The following is a 24,907-nucleotide window of genomic DNA, read 5'->3' as shown; positions in this document are numbered from 1 at the left end:
CCGCGACGGGACGACGTCCGCCGACGTGGTCCGGTTCAATTCCGTCACGAACATCTCACGGCCTGTCATCACATCCGCCGTGCCGGAAGTCAGCGCCTCGGCCGCTGGCGTGGGTCCGGCTCCGGCCCCCGGTACGGTTCCGGCCCCCGGTACGGCTCCGGCCCCCGGTACGGCAGCGGCCCCCGGTACGGCAGCGGCCCCCACATCTCGCGGGCGATCTCGCCCGGCGTCCGTGGCGGCTGGGCAGCTGACCCAGGATGCCCCGGAAGGCCCGAGCGGGCGGTGTGCGGGACGTGGCTCGCGCTGGAGCCGGCTGCCGGGAGACCCGGCAGTTGTCGGGTCGGTGGCTGGCTGGCGTAGCGGATTGGCCGACCACTCGTGGTCAGACCGGCGAACGCGGTCGACATCCCCGCGACGTTGGCGGGAGAGGCCGCGAGCAGCGCGTCAATTCTGCCGAGAATGCTGCGAACCTCCCGCGCCCTACTTGCTGCGAAGGTGCTGTCAGCACCCGGCGTCCTGGCGTAGAGATGAACCTGCTGGGCCGCCTCCCCCAACTGCCGCCTGGTCTGCAGCAGCGGTTGCGGCCAAGCGGGGTGAGCAGCGCCGACGAGGATGCCTCCCAGTCGCCGGGAAATCTCGTTCAGCTGGCGCTCGCCCAGCAGATGACCGGTGCCGGGTGCCGGACCACGAAGAACGCGAACAAACTCGGTGATGTCCTTCGTCAGCCGCGCTGACGGCGTCTCAGCGACCCGATCCCTGCGCTCACCCTCGGCGCGCAGATCACCGAGCAGGTTTTCAATCTTGTCATGGTCCGCACCCATCTCATCCACCGATATCCGTTCCCTCCGAATCTTGCGGAGCTCGTATACGGCGGACTTCTTCAATCGACCTTCATTATCGTCAAGACGGTCGAAAACTTTCGAGCCCTCCGACAACCCGCTGTTCATTCCCACGGCGTCATACTGACTGATGTGTTGTTGAGGGTTGTCAAGCAGGGCATTATCGAGATAACGACCGATTGTGCCGGACTTAATTTCCAGCTGGAGGAAGTCGACGACTTCGAGGTCATCCCGCTTTCGGTGCTGAACCTCGCGGTAGATGCTGCGCTGAGTGATGTGCGTACGGAATTGATCGACCCACATCTGCCTGATGGTCGGAGCGTCGGCATCAAGGAAGAGACGCACCGATTCCGGCAACTGCGCGCGGACCACAGACAGCGGATTCCGAAGGCCGGCCGCGAGCAGGTTCTTTGTCAGTCCTATCAGCCGGACGCTCTCATCTTCGGCCGAGGCTGAGACATGCGTGTAGGTATGCACCATGAAGTCCCAGAGTTGCGCAACTTCCGGCAGGTGCCGGTACGACTTCACCTCGGCCGGCGTGACACCGAGGTACCGCGCGACGACGTCCTGGCCGAACTGTATGCCGTCGAGCAGGATTCCCTGCGTTTCCGGAGAAACGGAATTCTCGTCCAGTGCGAGCCACTCTGCCACCCCGAGTCCGTCACCAATGGGCACACCGACGTTCCACTGGACGTACAAGCTCTCGTCGGGGTAGGGAGCAAAAATCTTCGCACCCATGCCCTCGGGCAGGATTTCCCATCCCGCCCTGGCCGGGTAGACGTCCTCAATCGCCAACAAGCGGACAGCTGAAGCTGAACGCCAGCGAGGCGCCGACTTCAACCGGTCTCCCACGTCGATCGTCTCCTGTAAAATGCTGTCCCAGGACGGCCGCCCCTCGTCCCCGCCATGACGATCCACCACCGTCGGATGGGATCTTTCCTCGATGATGTAGAAATTTTTAACCACACCTCCTTCGCGCACCTGCACCGGTGCCGATTCCCGGTTTGGATAGAGGAGCAGGTCCGCACCCTGGAAATACTTCTTGGTATCCAGGGTGGCCTCCATGTCGTACTCCGTCTCGACCCCTTCGTCGGCGATCCTCCTTGCCAGCACCAGACCGTATCCGGGCTTCACTCCCTTGCGCAGCATGACCATTGCCGAGCGCTCGACCTCAGGACCGAGCCCTCCGGCGAGGCCGTTCAACTCGGCCGGATCAACGACCTGCGACTCCTCAGGCACGCCGACTTCCTTGCTCAGCGGAAGGAAGTAGGACTGCTCGGACTCGTTCGGCTCCCGGGCCCAGTCGACGCGCTGAACGTCGAGGAAGTCCACGACGCCGTCACCGCGCACCACCACGTTGTACGCGTGTGCGGCGCCCACCCCCGCGTCTGCGGAGCGCGGGCGAACCAGCATCACACCCCGCGACCCGGCCGGGGCCGCCGCCATCGCCTCACGAACCGACGTGACACTCGTTCGGTAGATCGGAGCAACGTCGTCGTCGGACAGACCCAACTGCTGACGCTGGTAGTTCACCAGGTCGGACTCGGGCCTGGCGCTCTCGTCCGGAGCCGCCCACGTCATCGTCTCACCCGGCTGCAGGCTCATGTCCGCGGCAATCGCGACGAGCACACAGTTCGTTCTGGAGTTGTCCGGATTCACCGACGCCAACCAGGGGTACACCCCGACGGCCGGAGGGCGGGCCGTCGTGCCGGAGCCCGTCGCCAGCGACGAGTTCACCAGGGCGGTGGTGATGATGGCCGGCACGCTTCGCTCGCGCAGGTCCGCCTCGGTCTTCGTCTGGTCGCGGGCCGCGTAATCAGCTACCACGTCATCGACCGTGTACGACCCGGCGGTGCCTGCGGCCGACCCACCCAGATATTCCCGGGCGACCGTCAACGCGGCACCCTGCGCGCCCCGCACCGGCTGAGTCACCAAACGCAGCGGGTCATCAGCCAACTCGTACCGCGACACCAACTCAGCGACCGCCGCCGCCCGCTCCTGCTCGGCCCGCACCTCGGCATACCAGGACCGAATCTGCTCCGGGTCGGCCAGCGCCGCATCCAACACCGCCATCCGCTGCGCGTACGCGCCGGCGTACTCGAACCGACCATCGACCAACCGCAACCGCCCATCCGCGGTTTCGGCGAAGTAACGGTCGAACGCTGACTCCCCCGAGCGCTGCGGCCCACCGCCGCTGGGGAAATACGAGCTGTGCCGGGTGTAGGAGGAGAAGTCCGCCTGGTAGTACTGGTGCGCGGCCCGATACACCTGCTGAATCCGGACCACGTCACCATCGGACAACGGTCCGTCGACCGCGTCCCGACCGTCCACCTCGAACGCGAGCCGGGCAATGTACGAGAACACCTCCCGCGGCCCGTGCAACCCGCGCAGGTAGAACCCGAACGGATCCGAGTCGACCAGACCGACCACCAACCGCAGATCACTCTCGTCACCAAACAACGGCGCGTACCGCCGGACCAACTCGACCGCGAGGATGTGTTCCGGCTCCGCATCGTGCCGGTCCTGGTCATCGCCGTACTGCCGCTTGGCGTTCACCTTGTCGATGTCGTGGAACAGGATCGCCTTCGCGATCACCGCCGTACGCGGGTTGCTACCGAGTTCCGCAGCAGTCAGCGTCCGATACTGCCCCAACACCATCTGCACGTGTTCCGCGTACGTATACCACTCGTTGAACACCGTGATTTCGTCGAACCGGCCGGACAACTCCGGCAGCGCCCCCCTGAGCTGGTCGACCATCTGCAGCACCGAGCTTGGACTGTTGCCGCGCCACAGCCGGTCCAGCTCGGCGCCCAACTGGCGGAGCGCCTCGGCGCGACTCTCCGCCCGCAACCGCAGGGCTGTGAAGTCCACGACCTGCACCTCGTCGGTGACGTTCAGATCCTGCCGAAGCCGCTCGTACTCCTGCACAAGGGTGTGCGCGATCGCCGCCTGCGCCGCCCACGGCTCCACCACCGCGGTCATGAACGCCGCCACATCACCATCGTGAGCCTGGTCGACCCCATGCGCGGCGAGGAACCCATCCAACGCCCGACGCCGATGGAAGAACACCGGAAGGTCATCACCCTCGGTCAACGCGTAATGACGCCGGTCGAACTCCTGCTGCTGCGACTGCCACCACGTCACCAACAACCCACGCAACTCACCAGCGATCCGAGCCGGCCGCCCCGCGTCGACCGACCCCTCCTGCACCTCCGAAACACTCGGCCACGGATCGAACTCCGCGTTGAGCTCACGCTCCGGCACACCCAACCGCTGCCGCAACACACCCAACGACTCCACCACCCCGGCAGCCCCCGCCTGGGAACCAACCGTCGGCAACGAACGCGGATGATCAGTGAAAGTCCGCAACGAACCAGCCACCGCGTGCGCAGCAAGCTGTTCACCGACCTGATCGAACGAAACCGCGAACACGTTCGGCTCCAACTCACCCCGAATGCCCGCCACGCCCGTCAGATCCGCACCCCACGCCGGGACACCAACCGCATTGCGGGTGAACTCCTCATACGCCGACAACGGCAACAGGAACGACCGCACCAACGGCGCCGACTCATTACCCTCCGGCAACCCCAACGCCCGCTGGTAACGAGCCATCGCCCCCACCAACTTCAATGCCGCCAACGGCCGCCCACCAATAACCGTCAACGGCCGCCGGCGCTCACCCTCAGCGAACAAGATCCTGCCCGACTCGGGATCCTGCGCAACGTCAGCCACATCAGCTTGAGCCGAACCCTGGCCAATATCACCACCATGCAGATTCTGCCGATTCGACACCACCGTGTAGACCCGCACAAACGGCGACCCATCGTGATGCTCAACCTCGAACTCACCCCGGTGCACCACCTCCGGCAACTCACTCACACCATCATGCGGCCCCGCATACCCCGGACGACTCGACACCACCACCGGCACCACCGAGCCCGAACCATCCCCAGCCGGCGGGCCCGCAACAACCGGCACCACCGGCAGCACCTCGGCAGCCAGCGCATCAATCCGCGCCCGCGAATACCCGGGGTTCTCCCAGGCCACGACCAACTCGCCGTCAGCGTTCACCTGCCACGCGCGGACGATGAACTCAGACCGGATCCCGCCCGGGAAGACCACCTCAAGCTGAACTGTGATGCCGTATCTGCGCTGGGTGGCGTTCAGATCGATGCCACCCGGTGCGTCGATCTCATACACATAACCGCCTCCGAATTCAGCCGCGAACGACTTCGATCGGGTGGTCGACACCAGGGCGGTCCTATCGAGGAACAGCATGTAATCGAAAAGATCTTCCGGGGCACGGGAGCTCCACGACCCGAAGCCATCACTCATGATGATCGTTTCAGGGTCCCGTGCGTCGAGCCGGTAGAGCGGCTCCCGGTCGGTCCGCCACATCATCACATCGCGCCCGTCGTCCGAGTGTTCGGCGATTCGCAGTTCAGCGAGGTTGCTGTCTCGGTACACCGCGACCGCGAACGGATCGATGGGCGGGTCCGCCGAGACTCGGCGAGGCACGGCCTTCGTAAGGGTAAGGAAGTGGTGTCTGGGGTCGCTCCCGTTGCCGTACCAGATCAGATGGTCGTCGGGGTAGGGGATCCGCGTCCAGTCCAACGCGGACTCGTCGAACAGCTCCACCAGCCGCTCGGCCCGGCGAACCATATCGGCGCCATCCAACACGCCGCGCCGTTCCCACCTGGCGAACTCAGCAATATAGCCGGAATACTGTTGCAGCGCGGCCGACCAGTTCGCCAGCGGCCCACGCAACCCCCCGACGTCCGCCAACGCGTCACCGCCAGCATCGGCGATGAAAGCGAACCGTTGAAGGAGGTCCAACACCCCGCCGCTGAAGCTTCTCAGCAACGTGATCAGGGGTGAGTCGCCACCGTGCTCCGGCTCGGTCGTGGACGTCATCATCAGCTGGTCCCGCAGCCCGCGCAGCTCGGCCAGATGCTGCCGCACCATCACCTCGAAAACAGGAAGAGGCTGCGCTGAGGTCACCGCGAGAGACTTATCGGACTGCGGCTCAATGCCGTCGATGTGCACATCAATGCGATACGTAAGCTCGCCGCCCGGGTCCGACAATCGTTGCACGGGGCCACGCTCAGCGGTCTCGGCGATAACCAGAGAACGGGCCAGCCGCTTACGCACGCGAACAATTCCCGCCTCGTCCCCGGCCAGGCCGGGCTGTGCCCGCAACGTCTTCTCCAGCCAACCCGACAGTCTCCTGGTCAACTTCTGCCGGACCCGCTCAGCAACCTCGATCGGCTTCCACCCCCGCTTTCGGTGATCCTGCGGCTGAGGGTAGGCGGTGAACCGCACAGACGGCAGTCGCCCATCGCGCTGGGCAACCGCGTACCGGGCCAGCACCTTGCCGATGCCGACGATCCCGTTGAGTACCGGGTCGAGATTGCCTTCCTTCTCCGGGAACGACAGGGCATACCACCCGGTATCCATCTTCAGGACGTTGGGCGCGAAGTACGTTGGTTTCGGGACCGCCGAATCGTCCAAGGCGGATGGCTCTTTTAGCAGCCCTGGCTTATCGGCCCATTCGAGAATGTGATCGCGGCGCTTGATCAGCAGACGGGCGACGTCGCCGTCGAGACCGGACGCGGTCACGATGCCGGTGATGGCCTCGTCGGTGACCTTCGCGAGCCGCCTGGCGGAATCGCGCAGCTGCTCATCGGTCATCTGCCCGAACAGCTTCGCCGTCTCGGCGTTCACAGGGTCACGCAACGATTCAAGCTCGTTCGGAACCTCGCCGAAGGCATCGCCCTTCGGCACTCCCCTAGCACGGAACAGCAACGCACGGCCAAGATCGACACGGTGCGGGCGTCCGTCACCGTCGGTAATGATGTTGGACCAGGTGTTACCCACAACAGCCCAGTTCGCCAACCAGGCATCAACCGCGAACCCGGCCTGCACGGCTTCGAGATAGCCCGGGTCGTACATCCGCATTCGAAGATCCGCAACGGCACCAGGCACGACAGCCTCGAAGGTCACCCGCAGGGAGCCCAGTCCAGGAATGTTCCGGCCCCGACGCACCTGCGGGGTGTCCACCCCGGCGAGGCGGTACAACGCCGACGCGGCAATCTCGTTCGCCGAATGGACATCTGTCTTCGCCACCTTGACGTTCCACTGGCGACCATCCGCCCCCTGATAGGTGCCGCCAAGACTGGCACCCCCCCCAATCCTGACGAACCCCCTGAGATCGGCCTCCTCAGAAATCGCCATCATTCCGACCTGGAGGTCCGATGCCTCCAGGCCGGACACGGGTTGTGCGTCCTGCGGAACCGCGACATCCGCGGTCATCGGCAGCAACTCCAGGCCCGCAAGATTCTCCGGCAGCCGCGCGGCCCGACCCTGCTGACCATCCAGGAACATCACACCGCTCGACGTACGCACCACGTTCACCGCATGCGCGATCGAAGAGAACCTGTCACGGACCAACAGGATGCCCCGAGAGCCGACCTGCGACCGCTCGAACGCCGCCCGCACCGACTCAGGCCCGGTGACCCGCCACACCAACCCCGGATGATCGTCCGGCAGCCCCAACTCTTCCCGCTGATGGTTCACCAGATGCCCCACCGGCAACGGATCCGCCCCACCAGCCTGATACCGCTCCCCATCCCGCAAATACCAGTCAGTGGCGATAGCGGCGATCACACAGTTGTCCGCCAACCCACGGCCCGAGCCCCGATCCACCGTCAACAACGGATTAACCGACGACAACCCCGGGAACACCGAAAGCACCTCGTCATCCGACGGGTTACCCGCAATCTCCCGCGCGAACATCACCCCACCAGCCCCGACCAAGTCGGCCTCGGTCCCGGAACCTACCGGGGGACCGTCGCCCCGCCGCTCGACCCACAGCAACGCGTCCGAGGCGGACGAATGGATCAGCACCCGCGGCTGCCCGGGTTCGCCGCTCACGTCATACGCGGAGTCCAGATCGAAGGCCACTTGGGTGTGGCCCTCTGGTATCCGGGCGAAAGGCTCGGGGTTGGCCAGCACCGTGGGCCAAAAGCGCGGCGGACCATTCAGCATCGCGACAAAATCGTCCACGTCCGCGGTCGGCACCAGGGTGTACGCCTTGCCCGAATACAACTCCAGTTCGAAGGAATCAATCACCGTGGCGGCGGTCTGCGAGGTGTCAGCCGCGAAACGCCCATCGTCCATCATCCGCACGTTGCGCACGCCCGGGTCGAGGCGCATCAACCGACGCAGCTCAACCTCCGCCAGCGCTCCCGGGGTCCAGGTGTCGATCGGCGGGTCGATCTGGTCGATCCGTCGGCCGGTGCGTCGCACCGTGGTCTCCGGGGCACGCACCTGGCTCTCCTGGACCTGCCAGATCCGCGCGAGGTACCGCACCGCGATCAGTTCCGGCGCGTCGTTGGGCAGATTCCCCATCAACGCCGGCGTATCAGTTCGGCGTGGCATCCGCTCGACCGCCGACGCGTCGTACGCCTGCGAACGAGGATCCGCCGACGCGCTCCGCACGAAGGCGGCGAAGATCCGAATAGGTTCCGCGTCCGGGTCATATCTACGCACGGACGGATACTCATCGATCAGACCCAGTAGGTGCAGCATCTCGTGCAGCAGGACGGACTGCGTGTACTGGTCGCTGGGCCCACGATTGGCCGGGTGGCCTATCAGCAGCGCGACCGGCCAGGTCCCGTGGTTGGCGAAGTCCCCTTCCTCGAACATTCCTAGCGGCACGGTAACGACGTGGTGGGCCTGGTCCGGCTCGGTGAACTCCAACAGCAGATGGAACTGGTCACCACCGGGCAACCGCAGCCGCTCGTTGATCCAACCCAACGCCGTCAGCGCGTGCTCCTGAAGGACTTCTACGTGTCCTCGGTTCACACCCGACTCGCGCTCCAGATGGATGCGCAGACGGAAGATCCGTACCGGCGTCTCCACTCGCGCACCGTGCTGATCGACGTCGCTGACGTTGACCCGGGCCACGTCGTACGCCACCGGCGAGACGAAACTTTGAAGCATCCGGTCGGCGTTACCGATCGGATCGGCGACGTCGTTCGTCTCGGTACGCACCGAACGGAATGACGCCTCCGGCAAAGCCCAAGCGATCTCGTCCACCCGCCGCACCGGCGACTCGGCCCGCCACCAGCCGTCCTCGGTGACCAGCGCGGGGCTCGTCATCCACGTACTCAAATAGTCCGGAGTAGGGTTCGCCTCATCGCGGACCGGTGCCGGCAGCCCTGGCGGCAGAACCGCCGTTCGACCGTCGAAGACGTTCGCCCGCTGGCCGCGCAGTACCCGAGGCGAGGCGGGCGGCACCTCTTCCGGGCCGAGATCCACGACCTGTACCCAGTCTGTCGACGAATCCGCCGACGGGTCGGTCAGGAGATACGTCACCTTGGCCGGCCGCACATCCCCTGCTGCCCCCTGCCACTGACCCCAACGGACAAGGCGCTGGTTGAGCTGCCGATTGAACGCGCTCGCCAACCGCTGGGCCACGGTCTCCCGCGTCTCAAGGTCACCGTGAACGCTGACCACGATCTCGAAGGCCAGACGCTCATCCGGATCCGGCCCGTCCGGCCAGAGGTTCGACAGGGCCGCATCGCTGGTCTGAGACCTCGCGTGGGACGTGAGCCAGTCCAGTGTCTGTCGCACCGCCCCGCCCGGGTCGGCCGCACCGACCGACCCGGCGAAGGCCGCCAGCCCAGCCACCCGAAGCGGCGCGCCGTCGACCGAGGTCCCCGACGAGGAACTGACCGGGGTAGACGTCGTCCCGGAGTCGGCACCGCCCATCGTCAGCGCTGCAAATCCGCTTGCCAGCGACGTCGAACCACTCGGGTACCCGGAAACCGATCGGGCGCGGTGACGCTCCTCACCGCTGGACGGCCCGGGTCTCCCCCCGGCTGGGTACGGCTGCTGCTGCCTACTGCGGCGAGCGCGGCCACTCTGCTCTCCGGCATCGAGCTGCCACTCCCGCCGAACCCGAGTGGGGCCGCCCCTACCGACGTTCACGGGCGCAGCCAGCCCGGCGACGCCGGCAGCGTTTCCTTCGACCAGAGCGTGCCAGCGCCGGAGCAGGGCGTCGATCTGCCCGATGATGTCCCCGATGCTCTGCTGCCACTGCGGAGTCCGGCTGTGGGCCCCCGGCGTCTCCACATAGGTGTCAAGTCCTCCGGCCACCACCTCCAGTTGCGCCCTGACCACTTGCAGTGGTTTCGGCCACGACGGGTGGGTCGAGCCGACGGAGATTGCGCCGACCTGCCGCAGGATCTCCGTCAGCTGGCCTGTGGTGATTGGGCCTATCTCGTCCGTCGGCGATGCCCACTCCTCCAGCACGCCGAGCAAAGAGCTGAGCCGGTACGCCAGATCCGCCTCTGGCGATCGGTCGCGCCTCTCCCTGTCTTCGCCCGCGGCACGCAGCTCGCTGAGCATGTGAACGATCGCGCTGTGATCGTGGTCCATGCCTTCCAACGTCTGCCGCCCGCGCCTGAGCCTCCGAAGCTCGTACACGGCGGACGTCTTCATCCGGCCCTGGTTGTCGACAAGCTGTGTGAACGCGTTCGGATCGGCTGTTCCGCTGTTCAGGCCAACTGCGTCGTACTGGTGAATCTCCATGCCAGGCTGCTCGAGCAGCGCTTGGTTGAGATAATCGCCAATCGTGAACGGGTCTACCCGAGACGTCAGATTTCCGTTGAGTTCGAGTAGGTCTACCTCCGCCAATTGGACGTGGTCGGGGAAGTACCTGGTGAGGTGTGCACGGAGCCGTTCACTCCATACAGCCGAGATGTCTAAAGCGGCAGCCCCGAGGAACAAGCGCACCGGCTCGGGCAGATGAGCGCGGACCAGCGATAGTGGATTCCGAAGGCCGATCAGGAGCAGGTTCTTCGCTAGTTTCCTCGGTTTGAGAGCCGCGTACTGCGCTGCGGCGGAGACATGCGTGTAGGTATGGGTCATGAAGTCCCAGAGTTGCATGACCTCCGGCAGGTTCCGGTGCGCGTCAGCCTGAGCTGGCGCGACGCCGAGGTATCTGGCGACAACATCTCGACCGAAGTCGATACCATCACGCAGGAATTCCGTGTAGATCGACTGATCATCACGCCCGCGCTCCGCCGCGATCCATTCCGCCAGCCCGAGCCCATCACCAAGGGGCACGTCGACAGTCCACTGGACGTACATGCTGGTGTCCGTCCTGAACGGAACGAACACCTCCGCGCCCGACCCCCGTGACGTGATTTCCCATCCATCTTCGGGCCGATAGATCTCCTGCAGCGGCAGCCCATGACCGCGATCCGAATCGCCCTTCCAGAGCGGTGCCCGCGTCGCCCCTTCGACCACCGCACGCAGTTGCGCAAGGGCGTTGTCCCATGATGGCAGCCCCTCGTCCGTGCGCTGATCAGCCATCGTCGGGTGAATCCTGTGCTCAAGGATGAAGACCGAAACGCTTCTCCCTCCCGGTGCAGAGGCTCGGTGGCTCTGGAAGAGTCCGTCGTTGGTTTGGGTCAGGTACGCCCTGTCCACAGTCACGTTCATGTCGTACGTCTCGACATCCGAGGTGGCGCGGCGCCTTGCCAGAATCGGACTCGACCCGGGATCCACGTCGGGGCGTACCCGCACAACTATCCGGAGCTCGGCCTCGCCGGCAACGCCGCCGGTGTCACCGGTCAACGCCGCCGGGTCGACCACATCCGAGGCCTCCGGCGCGTCGATCCCCGTGCTCATCGGAAGGAAGAACAACTTTCCGACCTGGTCCGGCAGCCGAGCCCAACCACCCCGCTGAGCATCAAGGAACCGCACCTCACCACCGTCGAACACCACGTTGAACGCATGCGAGGCCCCCACCCCGACACCCGACGCCCCATCCCGAACCAACACCACACCCCGGGACCCCACCGGAGCCACCGCCAACACCGCCCGAACAGACTCCACATCCGTCCGATAAACCCGCGCCCGGTCACCCAACAACTGACCCTGACGCGCCACCAAATACGCCTCCGGCAACAGATCCTCATCCGGAACCTCCTGCACCGTGAACGTCTCATCCGGATCCAGATTCACATCCACCGAGATCGCCAAAAGCACACAGTTCGTCACCGAACCCGACGCATTCAACGAACCCAACCACGGATACAACGCCAACGCCCGCGCATCATCAGCAACCGGCAACAACCGATCCCCAACAGACCCCGCCAACCGAGACTGCGACTGCGACGGCGAACCCGACCGCGACGGCCCAGAATCCGTGCCATCGCCCGCCCCGAGGGGATACGGCAAAGCCTGCAACCCGGCCCGCAGCCGCGCCTGCTCCGCACGCCCCACCCGTCCGTACTCCGCGGCATCGACCCGACCCACATCGGCAGGCGACTCGACATACGACGGCGGCTCATAGAGGTCGGCGAAAGGCGGCGGCGCGGACCCGTCACCCACACCACCGACACCCTCGACTTGGGCCGACTCGCCTGGTAGCACCAGTAGGCGGTTTCGCTTCTGCTGGACGAGCTGAGGCCTAGCGGCAGACAGGGCCGCGAGGTCCACCAACTGATACGTCTCACCCCCCACCCGAACCTCTCGCACATAACGACCCGGCACGCCGATCTTCGGATCAACCAAGCGCTCAGTTTTACGCAACACGGCCAGTTCCTGGCTATGGAGCCAATCGCTCACCTGGCTCCTGGGCACGGGCAGCAGCAACCAGAGAACCTGGTTGTTCCTCGGCGGCGTCGCCCGATCGAAGACACGGCGCGCCGCGGCTAGCACCTCCGGACGTGGGGACGATGTCCCGCCGAAAGTCTCGGCCACCCCGGCGAGCACCAGAATGGCGCCCGGACCAAAGACCCCCCTGCCGCCGGCCCGAGGGCCACCGGTCACCTCGGTGAGCAGGGCAGCCAGATGCTGCCGTTCAGTCGAGACCGGTTCCCTCCAGCCCATCGACGACGGCAGAATCTCATCGGACCGCCAGAAGGTGTCCTCATCGATTCGATTCGACAGGTTACGGCGATGCTGAGTCACCACAATCGCGTAGCGCTGCAACTCGCGGTGGAACGGCGACCCGAACCAATCCACGTTGGGCGGCACGTTCGGCAGCACCACGACTGGCCGCCCCTGCCCGATTTCACGCGGTGGCAGCAACTCTTTCGCGTACTGCTCGGCGGTCAACCAGGGACCACCGATCATCGGTCGCAGCAGGCTGAGCCGTGGGTGTTGATCGACCCTTTCACGGTTCGGATCGCCCAATTCGACAACGACCCGGTCGAGCGAGTCCGGCGGGATGCTCCCCTTCAGGTACGTCCATAGGTCGTCGGGCAGCGCTCGGGCCGCCCACTGATTCCCGGCGTATCCGGTGACCCAGAGGTCCGTCTCCCTACCTCGTTCCAGGTAGGACGGCACGACCAGGACATCCTGCTCCGGATCCGTTTCGGAACGCGGTAGCCGGACCACGCCAGCAGGCAACTCATCTGGCACCTGAACCTCGACGGTCGCCTGGTCCTGGGCCGGAACTTCTCTCAGCACGCGCGTACGTAGCCAGTCCTGAACGAGGTGGATTCGTTCGGCGAAGGCTTCCGCTCGACCGACCGGTACCCGAATCGTCGGGCCGTGCACGATGTTCACCGTCTCCCCCGAGTATGCGGGGACCTCTGCCACTCGGTCGTAGAGGTTGCGGGCCAAACGAGCATCGGTGAAGCCGTACGCGTTGTCCTCGCCCCGCAGCCGACGACGCACCTCATAGTCGACGTCAACCGACGGACGCACGTGATGCCGGGCCGCACCCAGGGCATGCTCGATCGTGTTGAAGCGGCTGACTTTGCTGGACAACGGCTCGGGCACGTACCACTGTTCACTCGGCTCACTCGGCTGCTGCTGACCGACCGCCCTCGTCCAGACGCTCCTGAGCGGCGAGGGCGGCGCGGGCGGTGGGGAAGGCGCGGACAGCACCAACGCCGCAGGAGCAAACCGCCCATCAAGACGCCGACTGTCGATCAGGTTTTGGACTGCACGGGCAATCTCCTCTATTCGCGGCTGGTCGGCATCATGCACGTAGAGCACGAGGATCTCATTGCCGATCCCGGATTCGCCCAGCTGCTCGAACAGGCCGTCCACTGTGAGGGTCTGAAGGGGAGTGTCCGCACCCAGATACAGCCGCTGGTTGGCCTGCACGTGGACCGCATCAGGTAGCGGCAGCACCGCGCCGACCAGCAACGTATGTGGTCGGTGCGGAAGTCCCCTTATGACCTGCTCAAGCTCGGCCTTGGACACCTTGCTACCCGAGGGCGGGGGCACCATTCGTACCCCAGGCAGGAGCTGCGGAACAGCAATTGCTGCTGGCTGCTTCGACGCACCGGGGTGCCGCTCACTCGCCGGCGCTCGGTCCAACCTGGACGTCCCCCCCGATCGGACCGAGACCGCAACCTGCGGGGCGGTGTCCTGCGGGGCGGTGTCCTGCGGCTCGACCGACACCACCGATCCTGGCCTGACCAGCACGGCCGGCTGCCCGGCGCCGTCGCCCAGGTCCAGCGCAGAGTCGTTCACGTCGATTGCGAGCTGCCTATGCCCCGCGGGTACGGTGACGAACGGTTCGGGGCTGGCCAGCACCGGGTGCCTCAGCTCCGCGGGCCTCCTCAACATGCTGACGAAAGAGACCTCGTCCGCTGCCCGCACCACGGTGTACACCCGACCCGTGTACGGCTGCAGCCCACCAGCTTCGGAAACTGCCCGAAGCGCACCGACAAATTCCACCCGGAAGGGTTGGTCGCTCAGAATCCGCAGGTTTCGCACGCCCGGGTCGATGGCTACCAGCCAGCGCAAAGTCGAGGCCACCGCCCGCGCTCCCTCCAACCGGCTGCCGTCCGGTGGGGCGATCACGTCGATCCGCTGGGCAGTGCGTTCCACAGTGGTTTCCGGAGCGCGGACCTGACTTTCCTGGATCTGCCAGATGCGCGCCAGGTACCGCACCGCGATCAGCTCGGGCGCGTCGTCGGTGAAATGACCCATCAACGCCACCGGCAGGTCAGTCCGGCGTGGCATCCGCCCGACCCCCGAAGCACGCCGCAGGAGGGTGGCGAAGACGCGTACGGGCCAAGCGGCAGGCCCGCGGCTGCGACCGGACGGGTACTCGTCGTGCAGACCCAGTAGGTGCATCGTCTCGTGCAACAGGGTCGCTTCGGCGGACCGGTTGACACCGGCTCGGTCGGGCCGGAGCAGGCTGACCGGCCAGTGCGCCGAATCGGCGTTAACCCCTGGGCTCATCGAGCGCGGTACGGCGACGACGTGGTGCGCCCGGTCCCGCTCGGTGAACTCCAGCAGCAGATGGAACTGGTCCCCACCGGGCAATCGCAACCGCTCGTTGAGCCTGCGCACCGCGGACACCGCGCGCAATCCCAACGCTCGCACCAGGTGATCTTGGACCCCGGGCTCGGGAACGAGATGAATGCGCAAGCGGAAGATCCGCACTGGTGTCTTCACCCGCACACCCTGCTCGTCGACCTGCGTGACGATGACCCGGGCCACGTCGTACGCCACCGGCGTCTGGTACGCCATCAGCAACTCGGCGTGACCGATCGGATCGGCGACGTCGCGCAACTCGGTACGCACCGAACGGAACGACGCGTCCGGCAGAGCCCGTGCGATCTGGTCCACCTGGAGCAACGGCGACTCGGCCCGCCACCAACCCTCCTGGTCGACCAGCGCGGGGTGCGTCAACCACGTACTCAGATAGTCCGGTACCGGGTTCGCCGAGTCACGGACCGGTGCCGGCAGCAGCCCTGGCGGCAGCACAACCCTGAGCACCGCTGGTGGGGGCTGGTCAGCCGACCCGACCCGGATCAGCAAACCGGCCCGCGTGAATCTGACGCTCTTGACGACGGCGTCGACCATGCTGCTCTCCGGCGCAAGCTGCTCACGGACGGCCGACTCAAGGTCGCTATGGAACAAGCCCTGAACCGCTGAGCCCCACTCATTGACCCAGCGCTCGTCGCTGTGGTGCTCTGTGTAGTCGAGGTCCATTTCGACCCGTGGAGCCCGGACGCCGTTCCGGTGTGCCGTCACGGCAAGGTGCGCGACCTCGACGGCCGTCTCCCGGATCTTTTGTTGGTCCTCCTCGCTCGGCTGCGACGTGCGCTGAGTCCGAGTCAACTCCACCGTCCGGTCGGCGCGGATGTCACTGCGCTGGTCACGCAACTCCCGAGGCTTGGCCGGCGGCACCTGTTCCAGGCCGAGATCCCTGATCCGCACCGAATCGGTCGACGAGTCCGCTGAGGAGTCCGCAAGGGAATAGGTGACCCTCGCCGCCGGCACGTTCACCGCGACCGACTGCCATTGACCCCAACGGATGAGGCGCTGGTTGAGTTCCCGGTTGAGCACGCTCGCCAACCGCTGGGCCACGGTCTCCTGCGTCTCGCGATCGCCCTGAACAGCGACCACGATCTCGAACGCCAACCGCTTCGTCAGGTCCGGACCGCCGGACGGGAACCCAGGCAACGTCCACATCACGTTCGGACCGACGGGCCAGAGCCTAGCCAGGCGGGCGTCGCTTGCCAGGATCCTCGCCTGCTCCCGGAGCCAGTTCAGCGTCTGCGTCGACGGGGACGTCGGAAGCGGCACCATCGGCGGAGCCACCAACGAGTCGGTACGCCCTGGGTTGTCCGGGCCCGCACGCAGCCCGGCACTCACCCCAGCGAAGACCGTCAACCCGGACACGTGCAGGACGGGGTCCCGCGTGACGCCAGGCGAATCGTCGAGACTCGTGGCAGCCGCAAAAAGCCGCAAAAAGTCCGCGCTCGCGCCAGGGTCAGCCTCGGCGGCAGCACCCGTCAATGCGGGCGGGTCGGCCAGCGCGCGCGTCAAACTCCTTGGGTACGCACCTCCCGACCGGCCCTGCCCGTGCCTCGCCAACGCCCGCGCATCATCAGCAACCGGCAACAACCCATCCCCAACAGACCCCGCCAACCGAGACCGCGACGGCGACGGCGACTGCGACTGCGACTGCGACTGCGAACCCGACCGCGACGGCGACGGCGACTGCGACTGCGACTGCGACTGCGAACCCGACCGCGACGGCGACGGCGACTGCGACTGCGACTGCGACTGCGACTGCGAACCCGACCGCGACGGCCCAGAATCCGTGCCATCGCCCGCCCCGAGGGGATACGGCAAAGCCTGCAACCCGGCCCGCAGCCGCGCCTGCTCCGCACGCCCCACCCGTCCGTACTCCGCGGCATCGACCCGACCCACATCGGCAGGCGACTCGACATACGACGGCGGCTCATAGAGGTCGGCGAAAGCCGGCGGCGCAGGCCCGTCACCCACACCACCGTCACCCTCGACTCGGGCCGGCTCGCCTGGTAGCACCAGGTGGCGTAGCGGCTCGACCTGGACGAACCGGGGCGCGGTGGCAGACAGGGCGGCGAGGTCCACCACCGGATACGTTTCACCCCCCATCCGAACGTCTCGCACATAACGACCCGGCACGCCGATCTCCGAATCAACCAAGTGCCCACTTGGTCGCAACACGGCCAGTTCCTGGCCATCGAGCCAATCGCTCACCTGGCCCCCGTGAACGGGCAGCGGCAACCAGCGAACCAGGTTGTTCCTCGGCGGCGTCGCCCGATCGAAGACACGGCGCGCCGCGGCCAGCACTTCTGGCGGCGGGGACAGTGTCCCGTCGGGGAACACAGCCTCTCCCGCGAGCGCCAGGATGGCAGCCTGCTCAGTGACCGCCCTACCGCCGGGCCGAGTGCCACCGGTCACCTCGGTGAGCAGGTCAGCCAGTCGCAGATGCCGATACGAGCTGATCGAGTACCGGCTGCCCGTCGGCGACGGCTCGATCTGATCCGACTGCCAATATCTGTTGGCCTCAAGTTCCCCAATCGACAGGTAACCATGACGCTGGGTCACGACGATGGCGTGCCGCTGCAAATCGCGGTGAAAAGGCGTCTCGAACCAACTGATGCCAGCCGGCAGGTCCGGCAGCACCACGACAGGCCAACCCTGTCCGAATCCACGCGGAGGCAACAGCTCGTTCGCGTACTGCTCGGCCGTGAACCAGCGACCGTCGGTCAACGGTCTCACCAATGTGCCCGGGTCGTGTCGGCCGTCAACCCTATCTAGGTTCATATCGCCCAATTCGACAACGACCCGGTCGAATGAGTCCGGCGGGATGCTCGTCATCAGATAGTTCCACAGCCCGACGGACACTTCGTGGGCCACCCACTGATTCCCGGCATATCCGGTGACCCAGAGGTCCAGATCCTGTGCCTCGTGACCGATCGGAACGTGGAGAGACGGCACAACCAGGACAGGCTGCTCCGGCCCTAGGCGGGAAGCTGGTAGCCGGACCACGCCACCGGGCAACCGACCTGGCACCTGCACCTCGACCGCGGCCTGGTCCTGGGCCGGCACCCTCCTCACCACGCCCGTACGTAGCCAGTTCCGAACGAGACGGATTCGTTCGGCGAAGGTTGCCGCTTCACCGACCGGTACCCGAACCGTCGGGCCGTGCCTGCTGTTCACCACTTCCCCCGAATATTCGGGGAACAGCGGGATGAGTTCGCTGTCGAGGTAGCTTGCCAGAATGGCATCGGTGAAGCCGTAGGGATTCTCCTCACCCCGCAGCCGACGGCGCACCTCATCAAAGACGTCAACCGCCGGACGCACGTGGTGCCGGGCCGCGGCCAAGGCGTCGTCGACCGTGCCGAAGTGGCTGACATTGTGGGACAACGGCTCGGGCACGTACCACTGCTCACTCGGCTGCCGCCCACTGAAGAGGTTCGCCACGGCGCTGCGGAGCCACGAAGGCGGCCCGGACAACACCAACGCCGCAGGAACCAATCTCCCCCTAAGACGCCGGTTGTCGATCAATCGTTGGATCGCACCAGCAATCGACTCCATTCGCGTGCGGTCGGCATCGTGCACGTAGAGCACCAGGATCTGATTGCTGATCCTGCTTGCTCCCAGATGCTCGAACAGGTCGCTCACTGCGAGGACGTGGCCTTGAGAGTCCGCACCCAGAAACAGCAGCTCGTCTTGCTCCACGTGGACCGCGTCAGGTGGCGGAAGCACCGCGCCGACCAGCAACGTGGCTTGTCGGGCCGGAATTCCCTGCAGGGCACGCTCAAGCTCAGTCTGGGACACCCTGCTGCGCCGAGGCGGGGGCACCAGTCGCACCCCGCGACGGATTTCCCGGCTTGGTTCCATTGGCAGCTTCGCGTGGGCATCTGATCCGGTCATCATCCCGGCTCGGCGCGTGCTCGACGCCTCCAGCAGCCCATCAGTGAGCGATGTGCCGACCACGTCCCGGCTGGAATGAACAGCCGGTCCGGACGCATCGGTCAGATCCACCTGCCGCAGATGTCGGCTGTCGTCGAGCACGAGCCGCACCGGCCCACGCAACGCCTCCGGCAGAGTGACAGGCGCGCCACCCGGCTCCGGCAACCGCACTCCCACAAGGCGGCGGCTCCGGTCAGCCTGGGTCTCCACCAACACCAACCGGCCATCAACCTGACGCGCCACCAACACCACATGCCGCGGCCGATCCGGCCGCTCCACGTGAACCGCCGTCGCCGACCCCGCCGCCAGCACGGCCAACCCGCCCAAACCAGCCGGCCCGAACACACCCCCGAGACGCTGCGCCACCACATCAACCGGAGGCTCAGCGTCGTCACGGGACACCGCTCCCGACAGACCAAGCCCCGACAACACCCGGTCGACCCGGATCACACAGTCGGGCGTACGTCCGTCCCACTCTGGCAGGGCAGCGACCGCGTCAACCAACCGTCGGTCCAACTCCACCCGGCCGGCATCCGCCGGACCGGCATCCGCCGTCGCATCGGGACGGTCCCGCCGAGGGTCGTGGGCCGCCAGCAACTCGGCGGCCGGTCGGCGGCTCATGCCGTACAGGCCTTCCGGATAGGCGAAGTTCACCACCTGCCCGTTCGGCAGATACGCCACCACGGTCATCCCGTACCGGTAGTACGTGTAACCCGCTCGGTCCTCCGGGCCCCGCGAGATGATGTCGCCCAGGCCCCGACCCGAGCGCTGCCCGGGATCGAGCGTCGCCGGTCGACCCGCTGAGGGGTCGGCCATGGTGATCTGGCTGGTCTCCCGCTGGCCGTAACCGCGTCCGTCAAGCTCTGCCCGCAGCGGTCGACCGTTCTCATCGAGCAGCGACGACACCTCGGTGAGGACTGCGCCGAGCCGGATTCCGGTGCCGGGCAGCTCGTACCGGTGGGCGAGGAGTTGCGCCAGGCGGGGACGCAGGTTTCGCTCGCCGGTGAACTGCGCGGGGTCGACAAGGACGTCTCCGAGCGAAAACCCGGTGTCCGACATCAGGTACTGGTGCAGGAGCCGGGCCAGCCGGGACGTCGAGTCGTTGCCCTGGAGTACCTGCGGCACGTCGGCGGCGGGGTCCGCGCCCTGATTCGTCCCCTCGGGTCGCGACGCCAGCGTATTGAGCGCGTCGAGCAGACCGGCCCCGAGGTCGCGGGCCGCCGGTAGACCCATCGGGACGAAGGTCCGGTCCTGGGAGACCAACGTGTTGAGGTTCGGTCCCGTCGGCGGAGCGTTCCACTCCGGCGAGGTGGCCGGCGGTGACGCGTCCGTCGGCCGCAGGTCGGACCCCGGTACGCGCAGCAGGTGCAGCCATCGCTCGCTGGTGTCCTGCGCCGACCTGGTCAGGTGCGCCGGCAGCAGCCGGCGAACGGAACCGCCCGCGATCTCGTGCACCTCGTGCCAGACGAACGGCTGGTGTTGGTCGAGGAAGGTACGCATCGTCCGGTCGGCCCCGAACCAGCCCGCCACGCCCACGAGCACCGATCGGGCACCCGCGCCAACGGTCTGCAACGCCTCCGGCATTCGGGCCGAGTAGCCGATCTCGACGACGAAGGTGACGGCGTTGTGCTGTTCGTGCGAGCCCGACGTGCCGTACCGGAAGGTGTTCCGCACGCTCGTACGCTGACCGCCCCCGGGGCCGCCGCCCAACCGCCGGGTCAGCCCGAAACGCCCTCCCCGAGCGGACCACCCCGACGACTCGCTCTCCTCCACGGCATCGATCGCCTCGTCGTGGATGGTCAGGCTCGTCTCCGGCCGGCTGTGGTCCGACAGCGGCGCACCGAGGTGCCCGGTGATCCGGACAAAGACAAAACCGATCCCGTTCAACGCCCCGGGTGCCAGGAACCAGCCGTGCACACCCGATCCGAACAGGTCTGCCGGCGCCCACGACTCGAGCGCGTCCGAGGAGAAGGCCCGGGAGATACCTCGCCACAGCTCGTTCGGCCGGTCGTCGTCGCGCGAGATGAGGCTCCGCTCGACGAGCGTCGCGTGGATCCGCTCCCGCAGGCCGTCCGCGCGTAACCGCTCGAAGCGGCTCGCCGCCGTGCCGAGCACCGGGTCCACGTCGATCCGCAGGGGTCGGTCCGGCTGGGTGACCGGGTTCGCGTTCGGCAGGCCGAGATCTGCGGCCAGCCGATCCGGTACCACGAACTCCAGCCCGTGCTCAAGGTCCAGAGTCGCCCGCAGGTCCGCGCTGGTGGAGGCGTTCCACCGGACCAGCCGCACGGTGAATCGGACCCGTCCGGCGCGGTAGGCCCGCACAACATCGCCGTACGTGGCGCCGGTGATGCCGCTGCTACCGGATCTGACCGCCTCGGCCGTGGCCCGGTTGCTGGACGTGCCGCCGGAGAAGCCAAGGTCGGGAGAGTTCAGCGCCGCGGAGTCGCTCGGCAGGACGCCGCTGCCGCTGGAGCCAGCCGAACCGGTCAGCTCCGTCCGCTGAATCACGTCGAAGTGGGCATTCAACTGCGAGTACTGCTCGAGCACGATGCTGTCGCTGTGCCGCAGGTGCTCCGGCGCGGAGACCTCGGCCGAGATCTCGGCCGCCGACTCCCAGCCGTCCAGGCTCCCGAGCGGAACGAACCAGGGTGAGCTCCGCCCGACCAAGGCGGCGAGGTTGGCCTCGAGTTCGGTGGACACCCCCAGGTTCCACACCGCCTCGGGCCAGTTCATCGGCTCCAGATACCAGCTCTCGGAGCGGTTGTGGAGCCTCCCGTAGAGGCGGGCCACCAGCGCCGCCAGCTCCGGCAGATCCGCGAAGCGCGGAAAGACCCCGGAGATGCCGAGTGTGTCGAGCGGAACCCTTGGTGCGCTGACCGGTGGCGGTGTGCCGGGCAGGTAGGTCCGGGTCTGCACTGCTGCCGCCGCCGCTTCGGTGACCCGCTGCTGCGGTAGGTGTTCCTCGGCCACGACCACCTGCTGGCGGACGTCCGGCCCGTCGATCAGCCACGTCGACCGTTCGCCGCCGTCCGGCCGTACGACGACCTCGTAGACCATCTCGTACGTGTGCTCCCGCACCATGCCGTTGGTCGTCGTACGCCGATAGCTCCGGGCCACCCGAGACTGCGAGCGCTCGGTGCTCTGTACCAGCGAGAGGTCGGTCTGCAGCGCGTTGAGCGAGATTGGGTTGGCATCACCCGCCGCGACGGTGAGACCCGCCGCGAGGCCGACACCCGCCGACTGCGTGACGGTGACCCCGGCCCCCGATCCGGCCGCGCGCATCGCCTCCCTGCTGATCGTCATCCGGTACGACTGGCTGTCGAGCCATTGCCTCGGATACCCGACGACGAGCACCGAGTGCCGCCTCCCGCCGACCTCGAAGGTGGCGAAGATGCCGGTCCGGAGCCGCCCTGGGGCACCTTCGAGCGCGGGCGTCCCGTAGTGGAGGTAGACGCCTCGCTGTACCTCTCCCCATTGGTCGGGGTTCAGGGTGACGGCGCCGGGATCGATCGTGGCCCGCAGCACCGCCAGCACGAGCGGCGCGACCCGCGACCCGCCGGGCAGGCTGCTGGTGGTGCCCGGGCCGTCGCCCCTGCGCGCAGCCAGGATCAATGGCTCGTCGGGCTGCGGCACCGCCAGCCGGTACGGTACGCGGACCTGGGGCGCGTCCGGGCGACTCGGGCCCAACTGCTGGGCGATCTGGTCCGCCGTCGTCGGTGCCGGCGGCTGCTCCAGGATCGGCGTGATCAGTGGCCGGAACCGAACCGGCACGGCCCCGGTGTCGATCGGTGCGCCGAAGTGGGCCCGCTCGAAGGCATCCGTCTCGGTCGCCGGCACCCTGATCTCGGCCTCGGTGGGTGCGGTCACCGGGTCGAACCGGTGGGTGCTCGACGTGACGCTGACCCGCACCGTTGCCGACGCCCGGTAGCGGACCTGCGGTGTCATCCGGCTGAGCAGCGTGCGGTTCATGCCCTCGATGCTGAGATCCTGCGCCGTCGCGCGTCCCCACTTCTTGTTCACGCGCGGGCCAAAACCACCCTCGACGCCGCCGCCCGCACCCGTCGTGTTCAAGCCCAGTGCCCCGGTGACGGCGAAGGAGGAGGATTCATCCCAGCCCGCCGACACCCCGCGGGCGACTCCCAGATCGTCCTGGACCGTGCCGTCCGGAGTCGCACCGAGACGTTGCAGCTCCCGCAGGGTGAGCTCGACGGTGACGTACCCCTGGAACTGTTGTCCCCCCTCGACCGGTGCCACCAGCAGATCAGTGCTGTCCACACCGCTCAGCAACCAACGGCTGCGTTCGCTCGCGGTCTGCTCGTTGAGCAACTGGCTCACGACCTGTCGGACGATCTCCGCGGTGGAGGCGGCCGAAAGGCCGCCCTCCCGCAACCTCCCGATCAGGTGTCGCTCGGCATTCGCGAAGTTGATAGCAGTCAATGTCTCGCGGGCCACCGCTGGCCCCGGCCGCGCACCGTCGGCAGGCCCGACCAGGGGCGCCTGGCGCAGTCGGGGGTCCTGGCCAGCTCTCTGCTCGGGCAAATCGACGATCAGCAGGCCACGTTCGGCCGGCACCGGCACCGGCTCGCCCCAGCGGACTCCGTCCACTGAGATCTCGAAAGCCACCCCGCTAACGAAGCTGACAGCGGTGTCCGCACGGAGACTCCGTCCCGAAATGATCGCGTACGACTCGACCGTCGAACGGTGCTCCGTGCTGCTGGTTCCCGGGCGCACACCAGGCAGCGGAGAGAGATAGTTGACCGCGAAGCTGGCCGCCGTACTCAACGTTCCGGCGACGCCGCGCGGTACCGCCTGCCGTCTGCTGGTGGTGCTGCTTGTGGTCGACGTACGGGGAAGGTCGAGCTGACTCCCGCTCGACGCGTCGCCCGTCGTCGCCCTCGGGGCGTGCAGCCTGGGCCTGATCCGCACCAACCGGTCGGAAATCACCCCGAGCCAGCCCTCGCGCAGCAGGTCGCGCCACTTCTCGGTGTTCTCCTCGCCGAGTGCCCGGTCGGCGACGGTGCTCGCGTCGGTGTCGTCCGGCGCGGTGGGTTCGGCCGTGGCGTCCAACTGGGCGTCAACCGCCGGCCGTTCGACCCGGAGCAGTGCGGCGAGTTGGTCCTGCATCCCCTGGCGCAGCGTCGTCTCCTCGGCGTCGGTGCCCCCCGGGAGCCCTTCCGGCAGAGCTGGCAGCTCCCCCACGATCTCCTGGGCGAGCGCGGCTTCGCTCTCCCAGCCGGCCGACTGGACACTGAACGCGCCGCTGGCACCGTGCCCGATGTACCACGGTGCCGTCCCATCGTCGACGGACGCGTCGTCGATCGAGGCCTCAACCACTGACGGCTGGGCCGAGACGTGCGACAGCGCGGAGACGGGTCGCCGGACGCTTCCCCCGTCACTCGACTCACTGAAGATCGAGCGCCGGGCATGCTCGACCCTGTCGGCGAGATAGCGCACATCGATTTCAGGTTGTGCGGGTGGTCTGGACCCGAAGCCTTCGGACGGCAGGTCGACCCGGAACCGCCGCAGCAGTCGCGAACCGCCCCCGGCCGGCACGTCGAGTGCCTCGGCCTCCGGCGCCTGGTCCTCGGGTGCGGATGCCGAAGGTTGGCCTGGCGTGGGCTCGACCTGCGACTCCTGCTGCGCGGAGGGAGCCGCCGAGTCGGCTTCGAACTCCGCAGCCATCCGGCGATGCCGGGTGCGCTGGTCACGGGTCGCCGAGCCGTCGACTTCGGACGGCGACTCCACGGCGGCGGCCGACGGCGTGTCCCCGCCAGAGACGGCTCCGGCCGCACCCGTCAGCTCGTCCGAGTCGACCCGCGTCGCACCCG

3 protein-coding genes are annotated in these 24,907 nt (G+C 67.1%); 2 read left to right on the top strand and 1 reads right to left on the bottom strand.

The annotated features are described in order from the left end of the window. Positions 1–89: 89 nt before the first annotated feature. Positions 90–21,626 carry a scabin-related ADP-ribosyltransferase gene (locus tag C7C45_RS23110; RefSeq protein ID WP_208641267.1) on the bottom strand — a complete coding sequence of 7,179 codons (21,537 nt, stop codon included), beginning with the start codon at positions 21,624–21,626 and terminating at the stop codon, positions 90–92. Between the two features lie 964 nt (positions 21,627–22,590). Here C7C45_RS23110 and C7C45_RS33700 point away from each other — a divergent pair. Continuing rightward, the gene (locus tag C7C45_RS33700) at positions 22,591–23,007 is read left to right on the top strand and encodes a hypothetical protein (protein WP_146247380.1); all 417 of its coding nucleotides are present in this window, start codon (positions 22,591–22,593) and stop codon (positions 23,005–23,007) included. A gap of 974 nt (positions 23,008–23,981) precedes the next feature. Further along, positions 23,982–24,416 carry a hypothetical protein gene (locus C7C45_RS33695; protein WP_146247379.1) on the top strand — a complete coding sequence of 145 codons (435 nt, stop codon included), beginning with the start codon at positions 23,982–23,984 and terminating at the stop codon, positions 24,414–24,416. Positions 24,417–24,907: the final 491 nt, after the last annotated feature.

The organism is Micromonospora arborensis, from assembly GCF_003205615.1.
GTDB lineage: Bacteria > Actinomycetota > Actinomycetes > Mycobacteriales > Micromonosporaceae > Micromonospora > Micromonospora arborensis.
This window is presented reverse-complemented; position numbering and strand designations above follow the sequence as displayed.